Here is a 26,021-nt window from a genome sequence, read left to right on the forward strand (position 1 = left end):
CGGTTATCGATAAAACGCCCCGTCCTGCTTCAGGATGGGGCGAAATATTTTCAATGGCTTGGGACTGACACCTCAGAAGCCGATTCATCGATAGTACCGCTCGGCAATGCAATGACCTGATCTCCGGCGCGGATGCTGCTCTGGCGGTGGGTGATGGCGATGATGGTGATATCGCTGTCGACCCGTCTTAACTGGTCCATGATTTCCCGCTCCGTCTCCTCGTCCAGCGCCGAGCTTGCCTCATCGAGCAGCAGAATGGATGGTTCGCCATAAAGCGCGCGGGCAATCGCAACCCGCTGGCGCTCGCCGCCGGAGAGCTTCAGCCCCCTTTCACCGACAATCGTATCGAAACCTTCCGGCATTGCCTCTATCCGGTCGAGTATCGCGGCACGCTCAGCCGAGCGGCGCAGTTTTTCCTCATCCAGCACCCGCCCGAGCACGACATTGCTGCGCAACGTATCGTTCAGCAATTGCACCTCCTGCGGAACGATGCCGGCGGCAGTAAACCAGTCGTCCCGGCCGATGGCGGTCAGATCGATGCCATCGACCGTGATGCGACCCAATTGCGGTGCCATGGTTTTCTGCAGAAGCCTGAACAATGTCGATTTTCCGGAGCCGGTCTCGCCGGTGATGAAGGTCAGACGTCCCGGCGCCGCCGTGAAGGAAACACCTTCAACACCGCGACCGTTTTCGTAGCGAAAACCCACCTGATCAAACTCTATCACTTTTCCCGACAGCTGCAGCGGGCGGGCATTCGGAGGTTCTTCTTCTGCTGGCTCATTCCACATGCGGGCATAGGGCGCGAATTGGGCGAAGGATCGTACCGCCTCGCTGATCGATTGCCCGATCAGTTCGAAAGGCATGTTGAGCTGAAGCAGAAGCGTGTTGAAGAGAACGATATCGCCTATCGAGAGATCTCCCGCCTCGTAACGCGGCAACAGCAGATAAAAGCCGACGACCATCTGCACGGCGAGTGCAAGCGAGATGGTGAAGACGAAGCCGATCCGCCGCAGGGAATAAAGCCGCCAGTTCCGATAGATCGACTCCGCATTTTCCGCAAAGCGACGCTTCATCCACGCCGTGCTGCCCGTGTGCCGTAAAGGCTCGATCATGCCGATGGCGTTTCCGATAAAACCGGCATTCTCCTGCCCGGCTTCGATGGCCTTTTCCAGAAAAGGCGTGGTCAGTCGGTTAGAAGCAAGCGTAAGCGCGATGAAAGCCGCGCCATAAAGAATGACGATAGCGACCAGATCCGCACTGAGGACCGCTCCCAGCAACAGGGTGCTGAACAGAAACGTGGCGATGCCCGGCACGAAATAAATAAGGCCGATCTGCATGATCGCCGAGGCGGCCGAGGCTCCCCTCGTCTGCGCAGCCTGAATCTCTGCCGGGTTGTGATCGCTGAAGAACGATGGTTTTTTATGGACGATACGCTCGAAGAAGCGTGTCGTCGCGACATATTCCAGCCGCTCCGAATGGATGACAGACATATATTGCGTGGAGCGCTGAATACCCGTCGCCAGCGCCGTCAGGCCCGCATAGAGCGAAAAACCGAGCATCCATTGCAGCGGCGCGTCCGGCAGATCGTCGATCAGGCGGGAAAACACATATGGACCGGCGGTGGCCAGAACAGACCCGAGCAGGATCGTCAGCAGCAAAAAGGTGATGGACGGCCATGACGTCTTCAGGTCTTCCGCATAGATTCGGGAAAGCGGTCCGAATGCAACTTCACGATTGCCTGTCATCACTCTCTCCCGCCCGGCGCTGCTTGAAAGATACGGCAGGCATTGGATAACGGCTTGGAGGCGCTTGCTCAAGTCGGGATTATTGTCATCCGTTCACATTCAACATTCCGCATGGAATGAATTTGCGCGCCCCGTTCTGTTCCCCAAGGCGGAATCTTTTCAACGCTTTGACAGCATTGTCTCACAATCCGATTCCGCGCAGCAACGCCACGGACGCAACGCCCAGTGCGGCCGCCGGCAGCAGGCTGAGGCGCAGCGCGGCGATGGCGGTGATTGCGCAGGCGATGGTTTCCGCCAGCCCGCTGGCGAGTGCCGTCGGCGTAACCACGGCCATCAGGACGGCGGGCGGCACCACACCGAGCGCCTTCTTCAGACGCGGTGTCAGTGTAAAATGACTGACCAGCAGCAGGCCGCCAAGGCGCGTGGCGACTGTTGCCGCCATCATGGCGAGGATTGTCAGAAGTGTATTCGGGTCGAGCGTCATGCCGGCTGCTCCGCCGGCTCCTCGTGGCTGAAAGCGGCGACAGCAAGTCCGGCGAGCGCGCCGGCGGCGATATACCAGGCGCCGGGAACCAGCGCATGGGTGAGACAGGCGGCGGCCGCACTTGCCAGAAGCACGAAGCCGGTTTCCCTGCCCTTCCAGAAGCCCATGAGAAGCACGATGAAGACGGCGGGAAAGGCGAAATCCAGACCAATGACCGACATGTCGCCAACTATCGAACCGAGCAGCGCGCCGGCAAGGGTTGCGAGGTTCCAGACGAGATAGATCGACAATGCGGCCCCGGCGAAGAAGGCCGCCGTCAGCCTGCCGGCGATGACACGAAATTCTGACAATGCCCAGGATTCATCCGTCAGCACCAGCATGGCGGCGTATTTCCGCCAGCCCCTGAAATCATCCAGCTTGCCGGCGATGGAGGCGCTCATCAGCACATGGCGCAGATTGACCAGCAGCGCCGCAAAGCCGAGCGCGCTCCAGCTTGCCGGATGGGTCCATAGATCCATGGCCACGAATTGCGAGCCGCCGGCAAAGACCAGCAGCGACATCAGCGAGGCTTCCAGCGGCGACAGGCCCTTGCCGATGGCAACCGCACCAAACACCACGCCGATCGGCACCATGGCGACCAGCAATGGGGCGGCAACCCGCAATCCTGCGCTAAACTCCGCGCGTTTTTCCGATATGGACATCGCATTCTCCCGTTCAGAAGAGAGCGATTACGCCCGGGACGCCTTACGGTCTTGAACGAAAGTGACGTCGGGAAAAAAAGGCACGCGGAATCACGCCACCCGGAACTGCCCCGGCGTTACACCGGTACGGGCCTTGAAATGCCGGGTGAAATGCGCCTGATCGGCAAAACCGCACATCGCCGCCACCTCGGCCGGCATTTCGCCGGCGCGCAGAAGCTGGCGCGCCCGGCGGATACGCACATCCGTCAGATAGGCATGCGGGGTGATGTGAAACTCTTTCCTGAAAGCGCGGATGAGGTGCGCACGGCTGAGACCGGCGATGGAGGCCAGTTCCTCAAGGCCGATATCGGTTTCGTAATTGTCGGAAAGATAGTCGCGGGCGGTATAAACCGCCGTTTTCTCACGGGTTTCGACGGGCAGGACGATGGCGCTGCCGTGCCGGCCGAACAGGGCGGCGAGAACCGAGAACATGCCCTCATCCGCCTCCAGAGCGCCGGATTTCGCCTCCAGCCGCCGGTGCGCCATCTGGAAGGCGACCGCCATCTGCGGATCGCGCGGCAGGAATCTTGGAAAGGACGGCGTGCCGTGAAAGGCCCTGCCCGTCACATCCTCAATAATATCGCGCAGCAAGGCGATATCGGGATAGATCATCCGGTAGCGATAACCGCCGCCGCCCGGTGCGCCATCGTGAACCTCATCCGGGTTGATGAGATAAAGATGCCCCGGCCCCGTCTGCTCGGTGGTGCCCTGAATGGTGGAAATCTGCGAGCCGCTTTCGATGGCGCCGATGGAAAACGTGTCATGCGCATGCGGCGAATATTCATGGGTGAGAAACGTCGCGCTCAGGCATTCCATGCCGCCAAAACGCCGGTCACGCCAGAAACGCGTGGTTTCCGTCGTGGCAACGGGCATGACATCCAGGGCCTGTTCCTGCGAAACATTGTGCATGAGCGAAGTTTAGAACATTCCGTCCTTACCGTCTTGAACAAAAGTGCTAGGGTCCGGCAGTTCCCATCAACCGGACGCATGGCATGACAGACGACTTCGAAGATACTTTCGCCGAAACCGACATTTTCGATCACGCACCCCTGAGGCTCACCGTCGATCTCGGCGCTCTGGCCGATAATTGGCGGGACATGAAGAGGCGTTCCGGCAAGGCGCGAACGGCGGCGGTCGTCAAGGCCGATGCCTATGGTCTCGGGATCGAGGATTGCGGCGCCACCCTCTACCATGCCGGTGCGCGGGATTTCTTCGTGGCCACGGTGGCCGAGGGTGCAACTTTGCGCTCCTATGCCCCGGAGGCGCGTATCTACGTGCTTTCCGGCGTCTGGCAGGGTCAGGAACGGCAGGTCTTCGACAACGATCTTGTGCCGGTTCTGGCCTCCGAAGAGCAGCTGTCCTTCTGGATGGCGACGGTTGCCGAGCGCGGCGATCACCCTTGCGCGCTGCATGTGGATACCGGCTTCAATCGCCTCGGTCTGCCCCTCGACGACGCGCTGTTTCTTGCCGACGACGTGACGAGGCCCGCGAGTTTCGATCCGGTTCTGGTGCTGTCGCACCTCGCCTGCGCCGACACGCCCTCTTCGCCGATGAACGGGGTCCAGCTCGAATCATTCCGGAAGCTTAGCGCGGCTTTCGAAGGTATCGAATCAAGCCTTTCGGCTTCTGCCGGGATTTTTCTGGGGTCAGATTATCATTTCGACCTCACCCGCCCCGGCATCGCCCTTTATGGCGGCGAAGCGGTCAACGGCGCGGCCAATCCGATGCGGCCTGTGGCCACGGCCGAGGCGCGGATCCTCCAGATTCGCGAGGCCGGCGAAGGCCAGACTGTCAGCTATGGCGGCACCTTCCTGCTGAAGCGCGCGAGCCGGCTTGCCATTGCAGCCGTCGGTTACGCCGATGGATATCAGCGTTCGCTTTCCGGCTCCGGCATTCCGCTGCGTGAAATGGGCCATGGCGGCGCCTATGGCGTCGTCAACGGCTACAAGGTGCCGGTAGCCGGCCGCGTGACCATGGACCTCACCATATTTGACGTGACGGATGCTCCGGCCAATGCCATCCGTGCCGGCGACTATATCGAGCTTTTTGGCCCCAACGTGCCGGTCGATGAGACGGCACGGGCCGCCGGCACCATCGGTTACGAAATGCTGACGGGGCTTGGCCTGCGCTACGAGCGGCAATATCTGATGGCCGACGACTGAGGCACGCCTTTAGCACTTGGAAAGCCGACGCGACCTGTGTTAAAAGAGAACAAAAGGAGATCGAAATGCCCGAAATCCATTTGAGCGAGCAGGACGAGAAGTTCATCGAGGAGCAGGTTGCGGCAGGTATCTACAGCGATGCGGATGCCGTTATTCATGCGAGCCTGCGATTGCTGAGCAGTGACGAAGGTAAACGAGCCGCGCTTCAGTTGCTGATCCAGGAGGGCATCGACGACGCCGAGGCGGGCCGGGTCCACCGTTATGCCTCACAGGACGAGTTTCTGAGCGATATCAAAAGAGTTTCCGCGCAGCAAAAAGCGGGGTCCGGCCATTAAAATCCGGACTCCAACCTTGACCACGCGCGCAAGGCGCGACCTTGCCGAAGACCACGCCTATATCGAGGCTGAAAATCCCCTTGCTGCTGATCGCTTCGCCCTCGATATCTTCAATAAAATCGAATCGATAGCGGCACTGGGCTTATCCGGTGTCTCAAGAAGCGGATATGGAGCCGGGCTTCGCAGCATCGCTTATCGTGAGCGCGTCATTTTCTTTCGTCTCGACGAGAATGAGCTTACCGTTCTGCGCGTGCTGCATGGCCATCAGGACATCTCCGCTGACGATTTCAAACAAGAAGAAAACTGACATAGATGGCCAAAGCCAAGACCCAATTCGTGTGCCAGAACTGCGGCACGGTTCACACCCGCTGGGCGGGAAAATGCGAAGGCTGCGGCGAATGGAATACCATCGTCGAAGAAGACCCGATGGGCGGCATCGGCTCCGGGCCCGGCAAGGCACCGAAGAAGGGTCGCCCAGTGACGCTCACCTCGCTTTCCGGTGAAATCGAGGAAGCCCCGCGCATCCCGACCGGCATCAGCGAACTCGACCGCGCGACGGGCGGCGGTTTCGTGCGCGGTTCGGCCGTCCTGATTGGCGGTGATCCCGGTATCGGCAAATCGACGCTGCTGATGCAGGCGGCCGCTGCCCTGTCGCGGCGCGGGCATCGCATCGTCTATGTCTCGGGCGAAGAGGCGGTGGCACAGGTGCGTCTGCGCGCCCAGCGTCTCGGGGCGGCGGAAACCGACGTGCTGCTGGCCGCCGAAACCAATGTCGAGGACATTCTGGCCACGATCTCCGAGGGCAAACGGCCGGATCTCGTCATCATCGATTCCATCCAGACGCTGTGGAGCGATACGGCTGATTCGGCCCCCGGCACGGTGACGCAGGTGCGCACCGGCGTGCAGGCGATGATCCGGTTTGCCAAGCAGACGGGCGCGACCATGGTGCTTGTTGGCCATGTCACGAAAGAAGGCCAGATCGCCGGTCCGCGCGTGGTCGAGCACATGGTCGATGCCGTGCTTTATTTCGAAGGCGACCGCGGCCATCACTATCGCATCCTGCGCACCGTCAAGAACCGCTTCGGGCCGACCGATGAGATCGGCGTGTTTGAAATGTCGGATCGCGGCCTGCGGGAAGTCTCCAACCCTTCCGAACTGTTTCTCGGCGAGCGCAACGAAAAATCGCCGGGTGCGGCGGTTTTTGCCGGCATAGAGGGCACGCGTCCCGTGCTTGTCGAAGTGCAGGCGTTGGTCGCGCCCACGTCGCTCGGTACACCGCGCCGCGCCGTGGTCGGCTGGGACAGCTCACGCCTTGCCATGATTCTTGCCGTGCTGGAGGCCCATTGCGGGGTGAAGCTCGGCCAGCATGACGTCTATCTCAATGTCGCCGGCGGCTACCGCATTTCCGAACCGGCGGCGGATATGGCGATTGCCTCGGCGCTGGTTTCGTCACTTGCCGGCCTTGCCCTGCCCGCCGATTGCGTCTATTTCGGCGAAATCAGCCTGTCGGGCGCGGTGCGGCCGGTCTCGCATACCGGCCAGCGATTGAAAGAAGCTGAAAAACTCGGTTTTTCCGCCGCACTTCTGCCTTCTGCTTCGGCTGAATTGCCGAAAGGCGGCAAGGGGCGCTGGACGGAAATCGAAAGCCTTCCGGACCTGGTGGCCCGCATCGCCGGCTCCGGCAACCGGTTCAAACAGGTTGAGGACGACGAATATTGATCCTTTCGCCAAGGGGAACAGTGGTGTAAGAGGATCGCACAATTGGCAAGGCAGCGTCTGACAAGGCGTCGCACCTCCGGAGTTGGTATATGCCCATTACAATTTTCGACGGCATCGTCATCGCCGTTGTTCTTTTCTCCGCCATTCTCGCGATGGTCCGCGGCTTCTCCCGCGAAATCCTGTCGATCGCGAGCTGGGCCGGTTCGGTCGCCGCCGCCTATTATCTCTATCCGGTCCTGCTGCCCTATGCGCGCAACTATACCGATGACGACAAGATCGCCATTGCCGGTTCGGCCGGCGTCGTTTTCCTCGTTTCGCTGATCGTGATTTCCTTCATCACCTCGCGCATTGCCGATTTCATCATCGACAGCCGCATCGGCGCGCTGGATCGCACGCTCGGTTTCCTGTTCGGCGCGGCGCGCGGCATTCTGCTTCTGGTCGTTGCGGTCGCCTTCTGGAACTGGCTGGTGGATGTGAAGACCCAGCCGGAATGGGTGACGCAGGCCAAGTCCAAGCCCTTCCTCGACGGGCTGGTGGGCAAGCTGGAAGCGGTTCTGCCTGACGATATCGAACCGCAGATCCGCGCCCGTATCCTTGGAAAACCACAGGAACCGACAACGACGCAGGCGCCTGCGGAAGATGTGCCGGCAACAAATCCGCCGGCAACGAATAATTGACACGAGGGTGCGCCTTGCAATGCATGCAAGGCGCGCTATTTGTGCTAAATATCAAGCACGACACAGATGGGCCGACCGGGGGAAATACTCACCGGAGAGGTCTTTCTTTTTTCTCGGTAGAGAGCAAGGGCAAGCCGGATGATTGAGCCGCTTTCGCATTCCAGTTTCCATGGGGCCACTTTCAAGGAAGAGATCGACGGCGACACGCTGCATGAAGAATGCGGCGTGTTCGGCATTCTTGGCCATGCCGACGCCTCGGCGCTGACCGCGCTCGGCCTGCATGCGCTCCAGCATCGCGGTCAGGAAGCGGCCGGCATCGTCTCCTTCGATGGCAAGCGCTTCCATCAGGAACGCCATATGGGCCTCGTCGGCGATCATTATACCGATCCCGCAACCCTTGCCCGCCTGCCCGGCTCCATCGCGATTGGCCACACCCGTTATTCCACGACAGGCGAAGTGGCGATGCGCAACGTGCAGCCGCTGTTTGCCGAGCTGGAAGAAGGCGGCATTTCCATTGCCCATAACGGCAACTTCACCAACGGCCTGACGCTGCGCCGCCAGATCATCGCCACCGGCGCCATCTGTCAGTCGACCTCGGATACCGAAGTCGTTCTTCACCTCATCGCCCGTTCGCGCCACTCCTCCACCGCCGATCGTTTCATCGACGCTATCAGGCAGATGGAAGGCGGTTATTCGATGCTGGCGATGACGCGCACCAAGCTGATCGCCGCGCGTGATCCCATCGGCATCCGCCCGCTGGTCATGGGCGAGCTTGATGGCAAGCCGATCTTCTGCTCGGAAACCTGCGCTCTCGACATCATCGGCGCGAAATTCGTGCGCGACGTTGAAAACGGCGAAGTCATCATCTGCGAAATCCAGCCTGACGGTTCGATCACCATCGATGCGCGGAAGCCCTCGAAGCCGCAGCCGGAGCGTCTCTGCCTGTTCGAATATGTCTATTTCGCCCGTCCCGATTCCGTCGTGGGCGGCCGCAACGTCTATACGACACGCAAGAACATGGGCATGAACCTTGCCAAGGAAGCGCCGCTCGAAGCCGACGTGGTTGTTCCGGTTCCCGATGGCGGCACGCCGGCAGCGCTCGGTTTTGCACAGGAAAGCGGTATTCCCTTCGAATACGGCATCATCCGCAACCATTATGTCGGCCGCACCTTCATCGAGCCGACGCAGCAAATTCGCGCTTTCGGCGTCAAGCTCAAGCATTCCGCCAACCGGGCGATGATCGAAGGCAAGCGCGTGGTACTGGTGGACGATTCCATCGTGCGCGGCACGACCTCGGTGAAAATCGTGCAGATGATCCGCGAAGCAGGCGCCAAGGAAGTGCATATCCGCGTTGCCAGCCCGATGATCTTCCATCCGGATTTCTACGGCATCGACACGCCTGACGCTGACAAGCTGCTCGCCAACCAATATGCCGATGTCGAAGCGATGGCGAAGTTCATCGGTGCCGATTCGCTGGCCTTCCTGTCCATCGACGGGCTTTACCGCGCCGTCGGTGGCGAGAACCGCAACCATGCTCGGCCGCAGTTCACGGACCATTATTTCACCGGCGATTATCCGACCCGCCTTCTCGACCAGAACGGCGAGGCCATGGGCAGCAAGATTTCCATGCTGGCCAGCAACGGCTGATACGCCTCAGGCAAAGCGGCCATCCGGCTTCCGGGGCCGCTTTTTTCTTGTCTTTTGTTCAAGCCTTCGCATGCGACGATATGATCGCTTGCGAAAGGCCGCTGGCGCTTCGTAGAAGGAAGCGCAATCATTTCGGGGGAGACCATGACTATCGATCTCAAGGGCCGCATCGCTCTCGTCACCGGCGCTTCGCGCGGCATCGGCTATTTCACGGCGCTGGAACTCGCCAAGGCCGGCGCGCATGTCATTGCCTGCGCCCGCACGGTGGGCGGCCTTGAGGAACTGGACGACGCCATCAAGGCCGTCGGCGGCACCGCGACGCTCGTTCCCTTCGATCTCTCCGACATGAAAGCCATCGATGCGCTGGGCGCCAATATTTTCGAGCGCTGGGGCAAGCTCGATATTCTCGTCGCCAATGCCGGCGTTCTCGGCGTGATCTCGCCGGTTGGCCATATCGAAGCGAAGGTCTTCGAAAGGGTCATGAACATCAACGTCACCGCCACATGGCGGCTGATCCGCTCGGTCGAGCCGCTGCTTCTGAAGTCGGATGCCGGCCGCGCACTGATCCTGTCTTCCGGTGCTGCGCACAGCTGTCGCCCCTTCTGGGGTGTCTATTCCACCTCAAAGGCCGCCGTGGAAGCGCTCGCCCGCACCTGGGCTGCGGAAACACAGAAGAGCGCGCTTCGGGTCAACAGCATCAATCCCGGCGCCACACGCACGGCGATGCGTGCGCAGGCCATGCCCGGCGAAGATCCGGCCACCGTGCCGCATCCGTCAGAGGTGGCCGCGGCCATTCTTCCGCTCGCCTCGCCCGATCTGACCGAAACCGGCAAGCTCTTCCTCGTGCGCGAGGGAAAATTCGTGGATTACCGCCAGCCGGAATAATTACTGCCGGGCTTGGACAAATCGCTGGCCGAAAAGCCTGGAGCCCTGCCCTTCCTGTCTGTGCGAAGAGGCCGTTTCGCTCGGCTGACACCCCATGATGTAAAAGCTTCGTATAGCTCTGCTACGAAGAGCGGGATCGCTTTTGCCCGCGATGAATAAACCAGCGCTATTTCCAGACAAATATTTTTACTTTGGACAAATATTTCGCTCAGCAAGCCTATTGTTCATGGCCGTACTTCCGCATTCCGAAGCTTTTGTTCGCACGATGCTGCTGACCCGACATTATTTTTCGGGTCTCTTTCGAGAGGGAATATCCGGATGAAAAATGTTGCTTTCTATTTTTTCGCAGCAGCCGTGCTCTGTGCAACGGCCGGAATGATCTGGGGCATCCAGATGTCCGCTTCCGAAGACCATTCGCTGTCCATGGCCCATGCCCATCTCAACCTCGTCGGCTGGACGACGCTTGGCCTGTTCGGCCTTTATTACAGCGTGACGCCGGAGGCCGATGGCACGATGCTTTCGAAGGCGCATCTCGCCGTCGCCCTTGCCGGCATTCTCTGTCTCGTGCCCGGCATCATCATCGTCGTGACCAGCGGCGCACGGGTTCTCGTGGCGACCGGTTCGATCCTCACCGTCATATCCATGCTGATCTTTCTGGTTACCGTGGCGAGAAACGGCATCGGCCGCAAGCCCGCCTGACACGGCCGGGCAGGCTCTTGACCAACGGCCTGCCCCGCGCCATAACGCAAGTCATGAAAACGACGATCTGCACCTGCTGCTGAAATAATTTTGCTGGTTCGCCACCGGCCAGATCGTTTTCGTCTCCCCGCAAGGTCCAACAGACAAACGGTCCGGTCAGGACAACTGACTGCCTTGAGGGAAATGCCGCATGTCCTTGCGCCTGAAATTTCACAATACACTCACACGCGAAAAAGCGGAATTTGCGCCGATCGATGCGGACAATGTGCGCATGTATGTCTGCGGTCCGACCGTTTATGATTTCGCCCATATCGGCAATGCGCGCCCGGTCATCGTGTTCGATGTCCTCTACCGGCTGCTGCGCCATGTCTTTGGCGAAGACCATGTGACCTATGCCCGCAACATCACCGATCTCGATGACAAGATCAACGCACGGGCGCTGAGGGATTATCCGCATCTGCCGCTGAACGACGCCATCCACGCGGTCACGAAAAAGACCGCCAACCAGTTCCATGAGGATGTGGCCACGCTCGGCTGCCTTCCGCCGACCGTCGAACCGCGCGCCACCGACTATATAGCCGAGATGATTGACCTCATCGAGAGGCTGATCGCGCGCGGCCATGCCTATACGGCCGGCGGCGAGGTGCTGTTCGACACCCGCTCGATGGCCGATTACGGCCAGCTTTCCAAGCGGCCGCTGGACGAACAGCAGGCCGGGGCGCGCGTGGCGGTGGAAGCCCACAAGAAAAACCCCGGCGATTTCGTGCTGTGGAAACTTTCCTCGCATAACGAGCCCGGCTGGGAAAGCCCCTGGGGCCGCGGCCGTCCGGGCTGGCATATCGAATGCTCGGCCATGGCCGGTCGTTACCTCGGTGAAGTGTTCGACATTCACGGCGGCGGACTCGACCTCATCTTCCCGCACCATGAAAACGAAATAGCGCAATCGCGTTGCGCCAATGGCACGCATGTCATGGCGAATGTGTGGATGCATAACGGTTTCGTGCAGGTGGAAGGCCGCAAGATGTCGAAGTCCGAAGGCAACTTCGTGACGATCTACGAATTGCTGCACACGGACAAATTCGGCGGCCGCCAATGGCCGGGCGAGGTTTTGCGCCTCGCCATGCTGATGACGCATTATCGCGAGCCGATCGATTTCTCGGTGAAGCGTCTGGAAGAGGCCGAACGTCTGCTTTCCAAATGGCCGGCAGCCGAAGCCTCCGATGCCGCACCGGACGAAACCGTGCTCGAGGCGCTTGCCGACGATCTCAACACCGTTGCCGCCGTGCAGGCGCTGCATGCGCTGGCGCATGCCGCCAATACCGATCCATCCAGGCTGCCCGCCTTTGCGGCCAGCGCCGCATTGCTCGGTGTTTTGCCGAAGAAAACGGAAATGGACGAGGCCATCGTTTCGGCCGTCGATGCCCTGGTGCAGCTGCGTCTGGAAATGCTGAAGGCGAAGAACTTTGCTGAGGCGGACCGGTTGCGCGATGAGCTTTCGGAAAAGGGCATTCAGTTGAAGGATGGCAAGGACAAGGAGACCGGGGAGCGGATGACGACGTGGGAGTTGAAGCGGTAATTTACCGTCGCGGCTAGAGGCTTACCCCCCTCTGCCCTGCCGGGCATCTCCCCCTCAAGGGGGGAGATCGGCAAGACGCTCTGCCTTACTCCACTCTCAAGCTTCGAGATGGGCGAGGCCTCGCCGCAGATCGATCTCCCCCCTTGAGGGGGAGATGCCCGGCAGGGCAGAGGGGGGTAAAGCCACACGACAGGACCTTGCTTTCGCCCACACCATATTCCAATCTCGCAGCATCCCTTTAAGCCGCGAGCATCTCAATGCCCCATGCCAAGGTTGAGCCAAAACATCGGGAATATGCCCGGCAGATGCGAAAGGCTATGACCGATGCAGAGCTGAAGCTCTGGAACGCTGTCCGTGCTCATCGTCTTGACGGCCTGGCTTTCAGACGCCAGCTGCCGGTCACCGGATATATCGTTGATTTCGCCTGCCCCTCGCATAAGATCATCATCGAGCTGGATGGGTTTCAGCACGGGGAAGAGACTGCGGCGGCCTATGACCAGCAGAGAACACGGATGTTTGAGGAACTTGGCTGGACAGTCCTCCGTTTCTGGAACGAGGATATCCTCAGAGACATCGACAATGTCTGTCTCCACATTATCCGAACGGTAAAGGAGAACCAACCATGACCGTCCATACCGGCGGATGCCAGTGCGGCGCGATCCGTTTTCGCGCCAGCGGAGACCTGAAAGACAGTTCCATCTGCCATTGCCGCATGTGCCAGAAGGCTTTCGGGGCCTATTATGCGCCGCTGGTTTCGGTGCGCGGCGTGGAATTTGAATGGACACGGGGAGAGCCGAAACGCTTCCAGTCCTCCAGCGTCGTCAAGCGCGGTTTCTGCCCCGAATGCGGAACGCCGCTGACCTATGAGGCGCCGGATGGCGTGGCGGTGGCGGCCGGGGCCTTCGACGATCCCGCCGCGCTGCCGCCGACCATTCAGTGGGGCGTGGAACGCAAGATCGATTTCGTCGACAGCCTTCACACGCTGCCAGCCGTCGCCACAGAGGACGACCTGACGCAGGTGGACTATCTCGCCGATCTCGTTTCCTATCAGCATCCCGACCACGACACGGAAAACTGGCCACCGGAGAACAGGTCATGAGCGAAGCGGGATTTTCAGGCGGTTGCCAGTGCGGCGCCGTGCGTTTTCATGCGGGCAAGCTCGGCCGGGCCTCCATCTGCCACTGCCGCATGTGCCAGAAACATTTCGGCAATTTCTTCGGCGCGCTGGTCAGCGCCGATCAGGCGCATTTGACCTGGACACGCGGCCAGCCTTCCCTCTTCCGCTCCTCGGCAAAAATCCATCGCGGTTTCTGCAATAAATGCGGCACGCCGCTGACCTATCATTATCCCGGCGGCGTGGAGATCGCCATCGGCGCTTTCGATGAGCCGGAACGGATCGAGCCGCAGGTGCAGGTCAATTTCCATAGCCGCATGCCGTGGATAGAGCAGCTCTTCGGCAAGCCGGCGGTGGAACAGGGCGTGGATGAGGCGGAGATCACGTCCTATCAGCACCCGGATCACGACACGCAGATCTGGCCGCCGGAAGACGGCCGCGCATGAGCGGACCTGAGAGTTTCAGCGGCGGATGCCAGTGCGGCGCAGTGCGTTACCGGATCGAGGGCGGGCTGCGTTATCCGCATCTGTGCCATTGCCGCATGTGCCAGAAGGCATCGGGCAATTATTTCATGCCGCTTGCCGCAAGCACCCTCATGCAGTTTGAGATGATCCGCGGCGAGGCATCATGGTTCCAGTCCTCCGATCACGTGCGTCGCGGTTTTTGTGGCCGTTGTGGCACACCGCTTTTCTACGACATGCCGGGGGCCGATTTCATCAACATCACCCTCGGTTCGCTGGACGAGCCGCAGCGGATCAAACCCGAGGCGCAGTCCAATCTTGCCAGCAAGATGCACTGGTTCGCCGAGCTTGACGGCTTGCCGGTCGAGCCGGAACCTGCAACGGATAGCCCTCGCCCTCGGGTGAACAATTGCCAGCACCCAGACCATGATACGGCCGAATGGCCAGCGAAGGACAATGACCCATGACAGAAGAATTGCGCGGCTTTTACCCTGAGATCGAATCTTTCGAGACCGGCATGCTCGATGTCGGCGACGGCCACACGATCTATTGGGAAAGGGTGGGCACACGCGGCGCAAAACCGGCGGTTTTCCTGCATGGCGGCCCCGGCGGCGGGGTGAACCCCACGCATCGCCGCGTTTTTGATCCCGCACTTTACGACGTCATTCTGTTCGATCAGCGCGGCTGCGGCCGTTCCACGCCGCATGCGGAGCTGGAAGCCAACACCACATGGCATCTGGTTGCCGATATCGAGAGGCTGCGCACGCTTTGCGGCTTCGAAAAATGGCTGGTTTTCGGTGGTTCCTGGGGTTCGACGCTGGCGCTCGCTTATGCCGAGACCCATCCGGACCGCGTCAGCGAACTGGTTCTGCGCGGCATCTACACCGTCACCAGGCCGGAGCTGGACTGGTATTATCAGTTCGGCGTTTCCGAAATCTATCCCGACCGCTGGGAAAATTTCATCGCGCCTATCCCGGAAGCCGAACGCGGCGAGATGATGTTGGCCTATAACCGCTATCTCACCGGCACCGACGAGGCAAAGAAGCTCGAATGCGCCAAGGCCTGGAGCCAGTGGGAAGGTGCGACCATCGCGCTCGTTACCGATGCCGACCGTGTTGAGGATTTCGGCGAGGATAAATATGCCATCGCCTTCGCGCGCATTGAAAACCACTTCTTCGTCAATGGCGGCTGGCTGGAGGAAGGGCAATTGCTGCGCGACGCCGGCAAGCTCAGGGATATTCCCGGCGTCATCGTGCATGGGCGTTATGACATGCCCTGCCCGCTGAAATATGCGTGGCAGCTCGCCAAGGCTTGGCCAAAGGCGGATTTCCACATCATCGAGGCGGCAGGACACGCGATGAGCGAGCCGGGCATTCTTGATCAACTGATCCGCGCCAATGACCGTTTTGCCGGGAAATAACCAGTCGTTTCAGCATCTTGCAACGGCCGGATAAGACAGTGATTCACGCAGGGTTTCCTGCGGGGATCACGCATCCCGTGGCGGACCAGCACATTTCAAGGGCAGAGCGCCTTTTATTCATGCAGTTTTTCTCATGAACCCTTCACGGAAATGAATTGGCCGCCACTTTGGCGATCCGTTATAAATCGCTATCCGAACAATTGGCGGTACTCCCCATGGCACTCGACAAATCGCTCCCGGCCCAGGAGGGCGGCGACAGCGCGCGCGGTTTTGCTTTCGCGCTTTCCGCTTATCTGCTTTGGGGCGTTCTTCCCTTTTACATGAAGGCCGTTGCGCATATTTCGCCGATCGAGGTCATCGTGCATCGTGTCATCTGGTCGGTGCCGATTGCGGCGGTCGTGCTGATCGCGCTCGGGCGCACGGTGGAAATAAGAACGGCACTTAAAACCCCGAAAATGCTGGCCATGGCGAGCCTCACGGCGGCTCTCATCAGCATCAACTGGGGCGTCTATATCTGGGCGATCGGCGCAGGCCGCGCGCTCGATGCCGCGCTTGGCTATTTCATCAATCCGCTGTTCAGCATCTTTCTCGGCGCGGTTCTTCTCAAGGAAAAGCTCTATCCGGCGCAGATCGCCGCCATCGGCCTTGTGGCGCTTGCGGTCGCGATCCTCACCTGGCATGCGGGCAGCCTGCCATGGGTGTCCATCGCGCTCACCGTATCATGGGGTTTTTACGCCTTTTTCCGCAAGACATTGCCGATCGGCGCGACGCAGGGTTTCCTCTTGGAAGTCATGCTCCTGTCCATCCCCGCCGTGCTGGTCATGATCTGGCTTGCCTTCAGCGGAGAGGCGCATTTCATGGGCGGCAATTCCGCCGATACCTGGCTTCTGGCGGCAAGCGGCCTCGTCACCGCCGTTCCGCTCATCCTCTATGGCAACGGCGCCAAACTGCTGCGGCTGTCGACCATCGGCATCATGCAATATATCGCGCCGACGATGATCTTCCTCATCGCCATCTTCATCTTCAAGGAACCCTTCGACATGGTGCGCATGGCCGCCTTTGCGATGATCTGGGTGGCGCTGGCGATCTATACCGGCTCCAGCCTGCTGCGGCTCAAGAGTAAGGCCGGCTAAGAGTTCTCTCCCTTATTCCTGTGCGTGTCGCAGAAATGAGGGAAGTAGAAGTCAATAATCCACCAGCAATTGCGGGTTCGCATCATAACCGAAACGCGGTTTGACGCCGAGAAGGCCTGCCGTCTGGGCAATGATTTCGCGCGTCATCGGGGCTGCCGTCGAGGCCGCCGTACGCCCGCCGTTCACGCCGGCCCTCGGAGCATCGATCATCGTCAGCACGACATATTTCGGTTTGTGCATGGGGAAACCGGCCACGAAGGCGTTAAAATTGATATCCTTGGCATAACGGCCATTGATCACCTTATCGGCAGTGCCGGTCTTTCCGCCCACATGAAATCCTTCCACCTGCGCGCCGCGGCCGGAACCCTTGATGCCGTTCCAGTTGAACAGATAACGCATATCCGCACTGGTCTTGCCGTTGATGACGGTCTGCGCAAGCGATGCGGCAGTCTCTTTCGAACGCGGCAGGAAGGTCGGTGAAATCAGGTTGCCGCCATTGATGAGAGCTGCGGCGGCCACCGCCGTCTGCAGCGGGGTGGTGGCGACGCCATGGCCGAAGGAGATGGTGACGGAATTGATCTTCTTCCAGCTTCTCGGCTGGGTGGGCGTCGCCACGCCCGGCATTTCCGTGTCCATTCTGGTGAGCAGCCCGAGTTTGGTCAGGAACTGCTGATGGCCTTCGACGCCGACCTTGTCGGCCACCGCCGCCGTGCCGATATTCGATGAATATTGAAACACTTCCGGAATGGAAAGCGGCCGGTTCCGGCCCTTGAAATCCTTGATGGTGAAGCCGCCCATGCGGATCGGCCGCGAAGCATCGACCACCGAACCCAGCGTGATCGCCCCGGCATCCAGCCCCATGGCGAGAGTGAAGCTCTTGAAGGTGGAGCCCATCTCGAAGGTGGCGTTGCTCATCCGGTTGAACCAGCCCTTTTCATATTCCTTGTCGATGCTGCCATCGGCAAGGCTGCGGGAAGGCTCGTTCGGATCGTAGTCCGGCACGGAGGCCATGGCCAGCACCTCGCCCGTCTCCACATCGAGGATCACCGAACCCGCCGCTTCGGCCTGATAGGCGCTTTTTGCCTTCACGACCACTTCGCGGACGATGTTCTGTACCCTGAGATCGATCGAAAGCCGCACCGGCTCCAGCGGCGCGCCGCTGGCAAGACCCACGGCGCGCAGATCGGCCAGCCCCTGCTGGTCGAGGTAACGCTCCATGCCGGCAAGGCCCTGATTATCGACATTGACGTGGCCGATAATATGCGAAGCGGTGGGACCACCCGGATAAAACCGACGCTTTTCCGGCCGGAAGCCGATGCCGGGTATGCCGAGGTTGAGAATATCCGCCTGCTGCCGGGGCGTCAGCTGGCGTCGCAGCCACTGGAAGCCGGTGTCCGAACGTAACCGGCGGTGCGTTTCACGCCAGTCGAGATTGGGAATAACGGTGGCGAGCTTCTCCACCACCTCGTCCGGATCGACGATCCTGCGCGGATCCGCATAAAGCGAGACCATGTTGAGATCGGTGGCCAGCAATGTGCCGTTGCGGTCGACAATATCCGGCCGCGACGCGACGGCGGTGGCGCCGGTATTGATCCACGCTGTCGCCACCGGTTCGGCAAGGCCATATTGCACGAGACGCGCGGCGACGACGCCATAGATGACAGCGAAGACGGCGATCAGGATGCCGAGCCTCATGCGCGCATCGACCCTGCGGCGAGCGGCGGAACCGAGGAGCGCCTCCCTGCCCTGCACGGATTTTCTCTTGATAATGAAATGCGCCCGGCTTTTGAGCCGCACCACAAAAGCTATCATTTCCCGATGCACCCATTCCCATGGCGGCGAAATAAATTCCGCGACAGCCAACGCCCTGGTGAGGCTGGCACAGGATCAGTCGTGGGGCCATGAAAAGAGCGGTCGGAACGATGCCGCTGTTAAATCTGTATTAATATACATTTAAAATCGTAACGAACCGCAGGGCGGTTCATTAACGGTTTTCAGATGCCGGATCTACGCCGCCATCCCGAAACGCAGCGCGTCTTCGGGCAGCCTGCATTAGAGGCGGGAAATCACCGAGGGATCACCCTCCGGGTTCTGCTGCGCCAGCGCCCGGTCGATGATGGCGGGCACGATGTCCTTCACCTCGTCGACGACAAGCGGGTTCAAAAGATGGGCGCGATGGATGAAGCCCTGGTCGCGCATGTGCTGCACCAGTTCCAGCATCGGGTTCCAGAAACCGTTGATATTGGCGAAGACCATCGGCTTGGCGTGACGGCCGAGCTGCGCCCAGGTCATGATCTCGACGATCTCCTCAAGCGTGCCGACACCGCCCGGCAGGGTCACGAAGGCATCCGAGCGCTCGAACATCATATGTTTGCGCTCATGCATGTCCTTGGTGATGACAAGCTCGTTCAATTGTCCGAGAGAATGGCGTGTTGCCTCCATATCGACCAGAAATTCCGGTATGATGCCGGTCACTTCGCCGCCGTTGGAAAGAACGCCGCTGGCGACCGCGCCCATGATGCCCTTGGTGCCGCCGCCGTAGACGAGGCGAATGCCGTTTTCGGCAATGGATTTCCCAAGCGCGCGGCCTGCTTCCATGTGAGCCGGATCACGTCCGGGCTGGGAGCCGCAATAAACGCAGATGGATCGAATCGCTGTATTTTTGTCCGTCATGAAGGGAAGGAACAATGTGCGATGCGGCACGTCAAGAAAATTTGGGAAATCCCTTGCAAATATGGCCTTTTGGCCACTCGCCGCTTGTCTGGGAGAAGGTAAGACGCTAGCAATCTCAACTCGTGTGAAAAGCTTGAAATACCCGGAGCATCAGGATGAAAAACAATAAGGCCGGTTTGCTGGCGCTGATCGTGCTGGGGATTGCGTCCCTGCTCATGATCTTTTTCGTCCTGCCGCGGATTTCAAACGACGGCAAACCGATCGGCGACGCCATCAACGAGGCCGGCAATGCCGTGAAGAACAGCGTTGAAATGGGCAGCGACAAGGCGGGCGACATCCTCTCCGACGCGGCCGAGGAAACCGCCAATATCGCCGACAAGGTCGGGCGTCTCGCGGCTTCCGCCACCCAGTCGATCAAGGACCTGACCACGCTTTTCGCCGATAGCAAGGTTCCCTCCGACGCCGATTTCGCAGCGGCGCGCAAGAAGGTCGAGACCTCGCTCAAGGAGCTGACGAATATCGAAATTCCGGAGTCGCTGGACGAGACGACGTCGCGGCTCATCACCACGGCCCGCACGGCGGCCGAACGCGCCACGGCGTTCCTGCGCGGCCTGCCCGACAATGCGGCGGCAGCGGCGGCGCAGGTTCGTCGTCTGGCGGGCGTCTTCGCCGGCACCGACGATGGCGCACCCCAGCCGGCAACACCGGCCTCAGCGCCGGCCGCAGCACCCGCCGATGCGGCACAGTCGTCTTCCGGCACGCCGACTTTCGACGTGCTGCGTGTCGAGCCGGATGGTTCGGCCGTCATTGCCGGCAAGGCACAGCCCGGCGCAAAGCTCGAAATTCTGAGCAACGGCAAGGTGGTCGCCCAGACGACCATTGACGGCACCGGCGATTTCGCCGCCGTTTTCGACAATCCCCTGCCCCCCGGCGATCACGAGCTGGTGCTGCGCTCGACTGACGCCAACGGCAAGGCGACGCAATCCGAGGAAGTGGCGACGGTTTCCGTGCCTGATGGCAAGGCGGGCGAGCTTCTCGCCATGGTTTCCAAGCCCGGCAAGGCAAGCCGCGTGCTGGCCATGCCGGAGGCGGCTCCTCCGGCGCTTCAGCCGCAAGCCGCGCCATCGCAGCAGCCTGCGGCAACGTCCGAAACCAGCGCCAATACCGCATCCGCGCCGCTCGCCGGTACTGCGGCTCCGTCCGCGTCAGGTGCTCCGCTCACCTCGAGCGTTCAGGTCACCGCCGTCGAATTCGAGGGATCGAAGATTTTCGTCGCGGGTTCCGCGCCCGCCGGTTCGACCGTGCGCGCGCTGGTCGATGACAGGGAAATCGGCAAGAGCATCACGGAAGCCTCCGGCCATTTCGTCGTCGAAGGCGATGTCGATCTTGCCGTCGGCAGCCATATCATCACCGTTGAGGAACTGAATACCGACGGTACCGCGAAGGTGCGCGTGCGCGTTCCGTTTGAGCGGCCGCAGACCGACCAGGCAACCGTCGCCATGCAGACGCCGTCCGCTTCGTCGTCGGCGCCCACGACTACAACGCCGGCTGAAAACCAGAGCACGGCAAGTGATCGCGCCGCTTTCGAAAAGCTGCGCACCGATGTCGCCAAGGCCTTCGGCATTCTTTCCAATCTCTACAAGGATCAGGCCACGCCGGCGCTCGATCAGGCCATTGCCGGCCGCTCCGCCGTCGTCATCGGCCTCAAGTCGCTTTCGGAATTCCGCACCGCGGCCGCGACCGAACCGGCCTTCACCGCCTTTGCGGGTGACATTACCGCCAAGGCGCGCCAGCTGCTGGCATCGGTTGAAGCATGGCCGAACGATGTGGCGGCAATCGGCAAGGGCATCGCCTCGCTGGCAAGCCGCCTTGCCGAACTCCACATCACCGCTCCTCCTGCTCCCGCGCCACAGGCGCCCGCCGGTCCGCAGACCTTCGAGCAGGCGCCGCTGGCCGAAAGCCAGAACAGCGTCATCATCCGCCGTGGCGATACGCTGTGGCAGATTTCCCGTCGCGTTTATGGTCAGGGCGTGCGTTATACGACGATCTACCTCGCCAACGAAGATCAGATCAAAAACCCCGATCTGATCGAGCCCGGCCAGATTTTCGGCGTGCCGAAAGACGCGCTGCCGAATGCGGAAGAACTCCACCGCAAGCGGCTGAAGGGCGGCTCCTGAGCATTTGAAGCGTTGCGGTGAACCCGCGACGACCCTATCTGTGACACGCGCGGCGGCTTGACCAAAGCCGCCGCCCTGCTGTCGGCTTCCGGCAGTGACCGGAGCGAATGATGGCCACGAAGAAAAAAACCATTTCGGCGGATTCCAGCAATCCCACCCAGACGCTGATCAATCTCTGGCCCTATATGTGGCCGGAGGGGCGGTGGGACCTGAAGATGCGGGTTATCTGGGCCACCGTGTATCTGGTCGTCGCCAAGCTGGTGCTGATCTCCGTTCCCTATTTCTTCAAATGGGCGACCGATGCGCTGAACGGCCGGCTGGATATGGCCGGGCTTGTTCCCGCCTTCCTGCTCGGCGCCGTCGCGCTTGTTATCGCCTATAATCTGACGCGGCTGATACAGGTGGGGCTCAACCAGCTGCGCGATTCGCTTTTCGCCAGCGTCGGCCAGCATGCCGTGCGCCAGCTCGCCTACAGGACCTTCGTGCACATGCACCGGCTTTCGCTGCGGTTCCATCTGGAGCGCAAGACCGGCGGGCTGTCGCGGGTCATCGAGCGTGGCACCAAGGGCATCGAAACCATTGTTCGCTTCACCATTCTCAATACCGCGCCGACTTTCATCGAGTTCCTGCTGACGGCGATCATCTTCTGGGCCTCCTACGGTTTTTCCTATGTGCTTGTCACGGTCATCACGGTCTGGGCCTATATCTGGTTCACGGTGCGGGCCAGCAACTGGCGCATCTCCATCCGCCGCGCCATGAACGACAGCGATACCGACGCCAATACCAAGGCGATCGACTCGCTTTTGAATTTCGAGACCGTCAAATATTTCGGCAATGAGGAGATGGAGGCGCGGCGTTTCGACGTCGCCATGGAGCGTTACGAAAAATCGGCGATCTCGATCTGGACCTCGCTCGGCTGGCTGAACTTCGGCCAGGGCGTGATCTTCGGCATCGGCTCCACCGTCATGATGGTGATGTCGGCGCTGGCCGTTCAGCGCGGCGAACAGACCATCGGCGATTTCGTCTTCGTCAATGCGCTGCTGCTGCAGCTTTCGGTGCCGCTCAACTTCATCGGCTTCGTTTATCGCGAAATCCGCCAGGGCCTGACCGATATCGAACAGATGTTCGATCTTCTGGAGGTGGAGGCGGAAGTCACCGACAGGCCGGATGCAAAACCGCTCGCCGGCGGACCGGGCGCGATCTCCTTCCGCGACGTGCATTTCGCCTATGATCCCGAAAGGCCGATCCTGAAGGGCGTTTCCTTCGATGTGCCGGCCGGCAAGACGGTGGCCATCGTCGGTCCCTCGGGTGCGGGAAAATCGACCATCTCGCGGCTGCTTTATCGTTTCTACGATATTCAGGAAGGCGCCGTCACCGTCGACGGGCAGGACATTCGCGATGTGACGCAGAAGAGCCTGCGCTCGGTGATCGGCATGGTGCCGCAGGATACGGTGCTTTTCAACGATACGCTCGCCTATAACATCCGTTATGGCCGTCCCTCCGCCACCGACGAGGAACTGAGGGCTGCGGCGGATGCGGCGCAGATCAGCGCCTTCATCGGCAAACTGCCGGAGGGTTACGCCACCATGGTCGGCGAACGCGGCCTGAAGCTTTCCGGCGGGGAAAAGCAGCGCGTGGCAATCGCCCGCACCATCCTAAAGGCGCCGCCGATCCTCATTCTCGACGAGGCCACCTCGGCGCTCGATACGCATACGGAACAGGAAATCCAGAGCGCGCTCGATATCGTCTCGAAGAACCGCACCACGCTGGTCATCGCCCACCGCCTTTCCACCGTCATCGGCGCGGATGAGATCATCGTGCTGAAGGAAGGGCAGATCGCCGAACGCGGCACGCACGGCTCGCTGATGGGGCAGAACGGCCTCTACGCTTCGATGTGGAGCCGCCAGCGCGAGGCGATCCGGGCGGAGGAAATGCTGCGCCATGTGCGCGAAACCGACGATCTGGGTGTCATCGACCGCGGGGAACCCGCCCATTGACCGATATAGCCGGGGTAACAGGGCCGACAGACGAACCCCGCCATTGCCGCGCGGGGCGTTTGGCTGTAACCAGCATGCATGTCGCCCGAAAGTGTGAGAGCGGTTTCGGGGATAACGACATGCACAAATAAAGACCTGATGCATATCGCGTGAACCCTTTTCACACGATATGCATCAGGCAAAATTTGTCGCATTGCCGTGTGGATCGTGTCGTATCACGACCCATATAGACGCGACAGACGGAAACCGGAGCAAGGAATCTCATGAATCTGTTCGACACCATTCGCAACACCATCGTCCCGATCCACAGGGAAGGTTATGTCTTTGTGGCGGCCTTCTTCGTCGCATCGCTGGTGCTCGGCTGGATCGCCGAACCGCTGTTCTGGGTCGGCCTGGTGCTGACGGCCTGGTGCGCCTATTTCTTCCGCGATCCCGAGCGCGTCACGCCGCAGGATGACGACCTCATCATCAGCCCGGCCGATGGCAAGGTTTCCGCCGTGCAGAGCGTCGTTCCGCCGCTGGAGCTGGAACTCGGCAAGGAACCGCTGGTGCGCATCTCGGTGTTCATGAACGTGTTCAACTGCCATGTGAACCGTTCGCCGGTGCGCGGCCGCATCGTCAACGTCGCTTACCGTCCTGGCCTGTTCCTCAATGCCGAAGTCGACAAGGCTTCCGAAGACAATGAGCGCAACGGCCTCGTCATCGAGACGTCGCATGGCAAGGTCGGCGTGGTGCAGATCGCCGGCATGGTTGCACGCCGCATCGTCTGCTGGGTAAAACCGAATGAACCAGTCGATGCCGGTGAGCGTTTCGGTCTTATCCGTTTCGGTTCGCGCCTCGATATCTTCCTTCCCGCAGGTTTCGAGCCGCGTGTATCGGTCGGCCAGACGGCGATTGCCGGTGAAACCGTGCTTGCCGAATTCGGCTCCGCCAAGGGTCCGGTCGTCAGCCGCCGCGGCTGACGGAAACAGGAAGGGCATGCGCATGGAAACGCCGATCGCCGAGCCGCAACAGAACGGCAAACCCGAGGGCCGCAGCGACAGCGGCCGTGGACCCCGGCTGAGGGAAATTCCCTTTCGCCTCGTCGTTCCCAATCTCATCACCGTTCTGGCCATCTGCGCGGGATTGAGCGGTGTGCGCCTTGCCATTGAGGGCCGCTTCGAACTGGCCGTCGGCATGGTGCTGCTGGCCGCCTTTCTCGACGGCATAGACGGGCGCATCGCCCGCATGATGAAGGCGACGTCCAAATTCGGCGAGCAGATGGATTCGCTCGCCGATATCGTCAATTTCGGTGTCGCCCCTGCCCTCGTGGTCTATGCCTATCTTCTCGACCAGGCGCGCTCCATCGGCTGGATCGCCGCCCTTATCTACGTCATCGCCGCCGGCCTGCGTCTGGCGCGTTTCAACGTCATGATCGAGCGGCCGGTGAAGGCGCCCTGGCAGAACGAGTTCTTCGTGGGCGTTCCCGCCCCGATGGGCGCCATGCTGGTGCTGCTGCCGGTTTATCTCGGCTTCCTCGGCGTGGAACCGGACAAGCCCTTCGCCTATGTCGCCGCCGCCTATACCGTGCTGATCGGTTATCTCCTCATCAGCCGCCTGCCGGTCTGGTCGGGGAAATCGGGCACCAGCCGCATCCGCCGCGATCTGGTGCTGCCGATGATCCTCGTTGTCGTGCTCTATGTGGCAATGCTGATGAGTTTCACCTGGGAAGTGCTGGTCCTGACGGTTGCCGCCTATCTCGTCTTCATTCCCATCAGCGCCCGCCTCTGGCACCGCCGCTACGGCACGCTGACAATCGAGGAAGACGCACATGACGACGCCAATGGCGGCAATGGCCTCGACCGCGGTATTTAAAACCACAGGTTTATTTTTTCTCACGCAAGCCGGCGCAGGATGTGACGCAAAATGTCGCAGCCTGAAAAGCCGGCTTCGTTTTTCTTCGCCTCGAATCCGTCAAGATTAGCCGCGAAAGAAGTGGCTCACACGCATCGCAACGGCGATTGGCGTGAATTGTGGAGAGAGAGAAAATGACGAACGAGACGAAGGCACAGCCGCAGGCGAAGCCCGACCTCAACAGCCACTACCGCCCGCTCGGACTGAAGGCCGTCGCGGCCGCAGCCCTGATGCTGAAGCGCAAGCCCGCCGCCAAAACCGCCTGAAAATATTCGCTTTTTTTGATTTTACCGGGTTTTTCAGGCTCTCCGGAAAACGGCGAATTCCTGACGGAAAATCAACAAGCACGCGGCGCCTTTTCGAGGCGCCGTTTTTATTTCCGGCGCACCGCGATACTGCGGATCGTCAATTATTCACAAAACTGGCAGTTTTCTGTAACGAAGCTGCAACGAAGGTGTAGTAAAAAGCTCGCCTTCGACAAGAA

The 26,021-nt window shown here is 60.6% G+C and carries 26 protein-coding genes; 20 read left to right on the forward strand and 6 right to left on the reverse strand.

Translation table 11 applies throughout. The annotated features are described in order from the left end of the window. Positions 1–50: 50 nt before the first annotated feature. The 4 genes from AC5YUO_RS02345 to AC5YUO_RS02360 all read right to left on the reverse strand — a co-directional run bounded on the left by AC5YUO_RS02345 (position 51) and on the right by AC5YUO_RS02360 (position 3,878). On the reverse strand, positions 51–1,745 hold the full coding sequence (locus AC5YUO_RS02345; RefSeq protein WP_496154108.1) for an ABC transporter ATP-binding protein: 1,695 nt from the start codon (positions 1,743–1,745) through the stop codon (positions 51–53). A 181-nt stretch (positions 1,746–1,926) separates the two neighbouring features. Beyond that, the gene (locus tag AC5YUO_RS02350; RefSeq protein WP_400811955.1) at positions 1,927–2,229 is read right to left on the reverse strand and encodes an AzlD family protein; all 303 of its coding nucleotides are present in this window, start codon (positions 2,227–2,229) and stop codon (positions 1,927–1,929) included. After that, entirely contained in the window at positions 2,226–2,930 is a 705-nt protein-coding gene (locus tag AC5YUO_RS02355; protein WP_496154109.1) for an AzlC family ABC transporter permease, read from the reverse strand. Before AC5YUO_RS02355 ends, AC5YUO_RS02350 begins: the two co-directional genes overlap by 4 nt. Positions 2,931–3,020: 90 nt before the next feature. Continuing rightward, a complete protein-coding gene (locus tag AC5YUO_RS02360) occupies positions 3,021–3,878 on the reverse strand; it encodes an AraC family transcriptional regulator (RefSeq protein WP_400811951.1) in 858 nt (285 codons plus the stop codon). Positions 3,879–3,961: 83 nt separating this feature from the next. Between AC5YUO_RS02360 and alr the strand changes: the two genes are divergently transcribed. The 15 genes from alr (at position 3,962) to rarD (ending at position 16,797) form a co-directional block, all read left to right on the forward strand. Next, positions 3,962–5,131 (forward strand): alanine racemase, encoded by a 1,170-nt coding sequence (alr, locus tag AC5YUO_RS02365; RefSeq protein ID WP_496154110.1) that lies wholly within the window; start codon positions 3,962–3,964, stop codon positions 5,129–5,131. Between the two features lie 65 nt (positions 5,132–5,196). Beyond that, entirely contained in the window at positions 5,197–5,466 is a 270-nt protein-coding gene (locus AC5YUO_RS02370) for a type II toxin-antitoxin system ParD family antitoxin (RefSeq protein ID WP_496154111.1), read from the forward strand. Positions 5,467–5,482: 16 nt separating this feature from the next. Further along, entirely contained in the window at positions 5,483–5,773 is a 291-nt protein-coding gene (locus tag AC5YUO_RS02375; RefSeq protein WP_496154112.1) for a type II toxin-antitoxin system RelE/ParE family toxin, read from the forward strand. A gap of 5 nt (positions 5,774–5,778) precedes the next feature. After that, entirely contained in the window at positions 5,779–7,185 is a 1,407-nt protein-coding gene (radA, locus tag AC5YUO_RS02380; RefSeq protein ID WP_400811943.1) for a DNA repair protein RadA, read from the forward strand. A gap of 89 nt (positions 7,186–7,274) precedes the next feature. After that, positions 7,275–7,862 (forward strand): CvpA family protein, encoded by a 588-nt coding sequence (locus AC5YUO_RS02385; protein ID WP_003502039.1) that lies wholly within the window; start codon positions 7,275–7,277, stop codon positions 7,860–7,862. Between the two features lie 138 nt (positions 7,863–8,000). Next, on the forward strand, positions 8,001–9,509 hold the full coding sequence (gene purF, locus AC5YUO_RS02390) for an amidophosphoribosyltransferase (protein ID WP_400811941.1): 1,509 nt from the start codon (positions 8,001–8,003) through the stop codon (positions 9,507–9,509). Positions 9,510–9,653: 144 nt separating this feature from the next. After that, positions 9,654–10,394 carry an SDR family NAD(P)-dependent oxidoreductase gene (locus tag AC5YUO_RS02395; RefSeq protein WP_059752394.1) on the forward strand — a complete coding sequence of 247 codons (741 nt, stop codon included), beginning with the start codon at positions 9,654–9,656 and terminating at the stop codon, positions 10,392–10,394. Positions 10,395–10,712: 318 nt separating this feature from the next. Continuing rightward, positions 10,713–11,093, forward strand: a complete 381-nt coding sequence (locus AC5YUO_RS02400) for a hypothetical protein (protein WP_496154113.1) — start codon at positions 10,713–10,715, stop codon at positions 11,091–11,093. Between the two features lie 190 nt (positions 11,094–11,283). Next, the gene (gene cysS / locus AC5YUO_RS02405) at positions 11,284–12,669 is read left to right on the forward strand and encodes a cysteine--tRNA ligase (RefSeq protein ID WP_496154114.1); all 1,386 of its coding nucleotides are present in this window, start codon (positions 11,284–11,286) and stop codon (positions 12,667–12,669) included. 257 nt (positions 12,670–12,926) lie between these two features. Then, on the forward strand, positions 12,927–13,295 hold the full coding sequence (locus AC5YUO_RS02410) for an endonuclease domain-containing protein (protein ID WP_496154115.1): 369 nt from the start codon (positions 12,927–12,929) through the stop codon (positions 13,293–13,295). Continuing rightward, positions 13,292–13,768, forward strand: coding sequence for a GFA family protein (locus AC5YUO_RS02415; protein WP_400811934.1), 477 nt, complete (start codon positions 13,292–13,294; stop codon positions 13,766–13,768). The genes AC5YUO_RS02410 and AC5YUO_RS02415 overlap by 4 nt, the downstream gene beginning before the upstream one ends. Next, positions 13,765–14,229, forward strand: coding sequence for a GFA family protein (locus tag AC5YUO_RS02420; RefSeq protein WP_496154116.1), 465 nt, complete (start codon positions 13,765–13,767; stop codon positions 14,227–14,229). Before AC5YUO_RS02415 ends, AC5YUO_RS02420 begins: the two co-directional genes overlap by 4 nt. Then, positions 14,226–14,711: a GFA family protein gene (locus AC5YUO_RS02425; protein ID WP_496154117.1), complete on the forward strand. Its 486-nt coding sequence runs from the start codon at positions 14,226–14,228 to the stop codon at positions 14,709–14,711. Before AC5YUO_RS02420 ends, AC5YUO_RS02425 begins: the two co-directional genes overlap by 4 nt. Continuing rightward, positions 14,708–15,664 carry a prolyl aminopeptidase gene (gene pip, locus AC5YUO_RS02430; RefSeq protein WP_496154118.1) on the forward strand — a complete coding sequence of 319 codons (957 nt, stop codon included), beginning with the start codon at positions 14,708–14,710 and terminating at the stop codon, positions 15,662–15,664. Before AC5YUO_RS02425 ends, pip begins: the two co-directional genes overlap by 4 nt. A gap of 215 nt (positions 15,665–15,879) precedes the next feature. After that, positions 15,880–16,797: an EamA family transporter RarD gene (rarD, locus tag AC5YUO_RS02435; RefSeq protein ID WP_496154119.1), complete on the forward strand. Its 918-nt coding sequence runs from the start codon at positions 15,880–15,882 to the stop codon at positions 16,795–16,797. Positions 16,798–16,848: 51 nt separating this feature from the next. Here the strand turns inward: rarD and AC5YUO_RS02440 are convergent, their stop codons facing one another. Next, positions 16,849–18,609: a peptidoglycan D,D-transpeptidase FtsI family protein gene (locus AC5YUO_RS02440; RefSeq protein WP_496154120.1), complete on the reverse strand. Its 1,761-nt coding sequence runs from the start codon at positions 18,607–18,609 to the stop codon at positions 16,849–16,851. 240 nt (positions 18,610–18,849) lie between these two features. Next, complete coding sequence (locus tag AC5YUO_RS02445; RefSeq protein ID WP_496154121.1) at positions 18,850–19,470, reverse strand: LOG family protein; 621 nt, start codon at positions 19,468–19,470, stop codon at positions 18,850–18,852. 155 nt (positions 19,471–19,625) lie between these two features. Between AC5YUO_RS02445 and AC5YUO_RS02450 the strand changes: the two genes are divergently transcribed. The 5 genes from AC5YUO_RS02450 to AC5YUO_RS02470 all read left to right on the forward strand — a co-directional run bounded on the left by AC5YUO_RS02450 (position 19,626) and on the right by AC5YUO_RS02470 (position 25,803). Beyond that, complete coding sequence (locus tag AC5YUO_RS02450) at positions 19,626–21,647, forward strand: LysM peptidoglycan-binding domain-containing protein (protein WP_496154122.1); 2,022 nt, start codon at positions 19,626–19,628, stop codon at positions 21,645–21,647. Between the two features lie 110 nt (positions 21,648–21,757). Next, complete coding sequence (locus tag AC5YUO_RS02455; protein ID WP_496154123.1) at positions 21,758–23,644, forward strand: ABCB family ABC transporter ATP-binding protein/permease; 1,887 nt, start codon at positions 21,758–21,760, stop codon at positions 23,642–23,644. A gap of 263 nt (positions 23,645–23,907) precedes the next feature. Beyond that, the gene (locus tag AC5YUO_RS02460; RefSeq protein ID WP_496154124.1) at positions 23,908–24,606 is read left to right on the forward strand and encodes a phosphatidylserine decarboxylase; all 699 of its coding nucleotides are present in this window, start codon (positions 23,908–23,910) and stop codon (positions 24,604–24,606) included. Positions 24,607–24,628: 22 nt separating this feature from the next. Continuing rightward, a complete protein-coding gene (pssA, locus tag AC5YUO_RS02465; RefSeq protein ID WP_020009523.1) occupies positions 24,629–25,498 on the forward strand; it encodes a CDP-diacylglycerol--serine O-phosphatidyltransferase in 870 nt (289 codons plus the stop codon). A gap of 173 nt (positions 25,499–25,671) precedes the next feature. Beyond that, positions 25,672–25,803: a hypothetical protein gene (locus AC5YUO_RS02470; protein ID WP_003496883.1), complete on the forward strand. Its 132-nt coding sequence runs from the start codon at positions 25,672–25,674 to the stop codon at positions 25,801–25,803. Positions 25,804–26,021 lie beyond the last annotated feature (218 nt).

Source organism: Agrobacterium sp. LEGMi-208b (assembly GCF_059511785.1).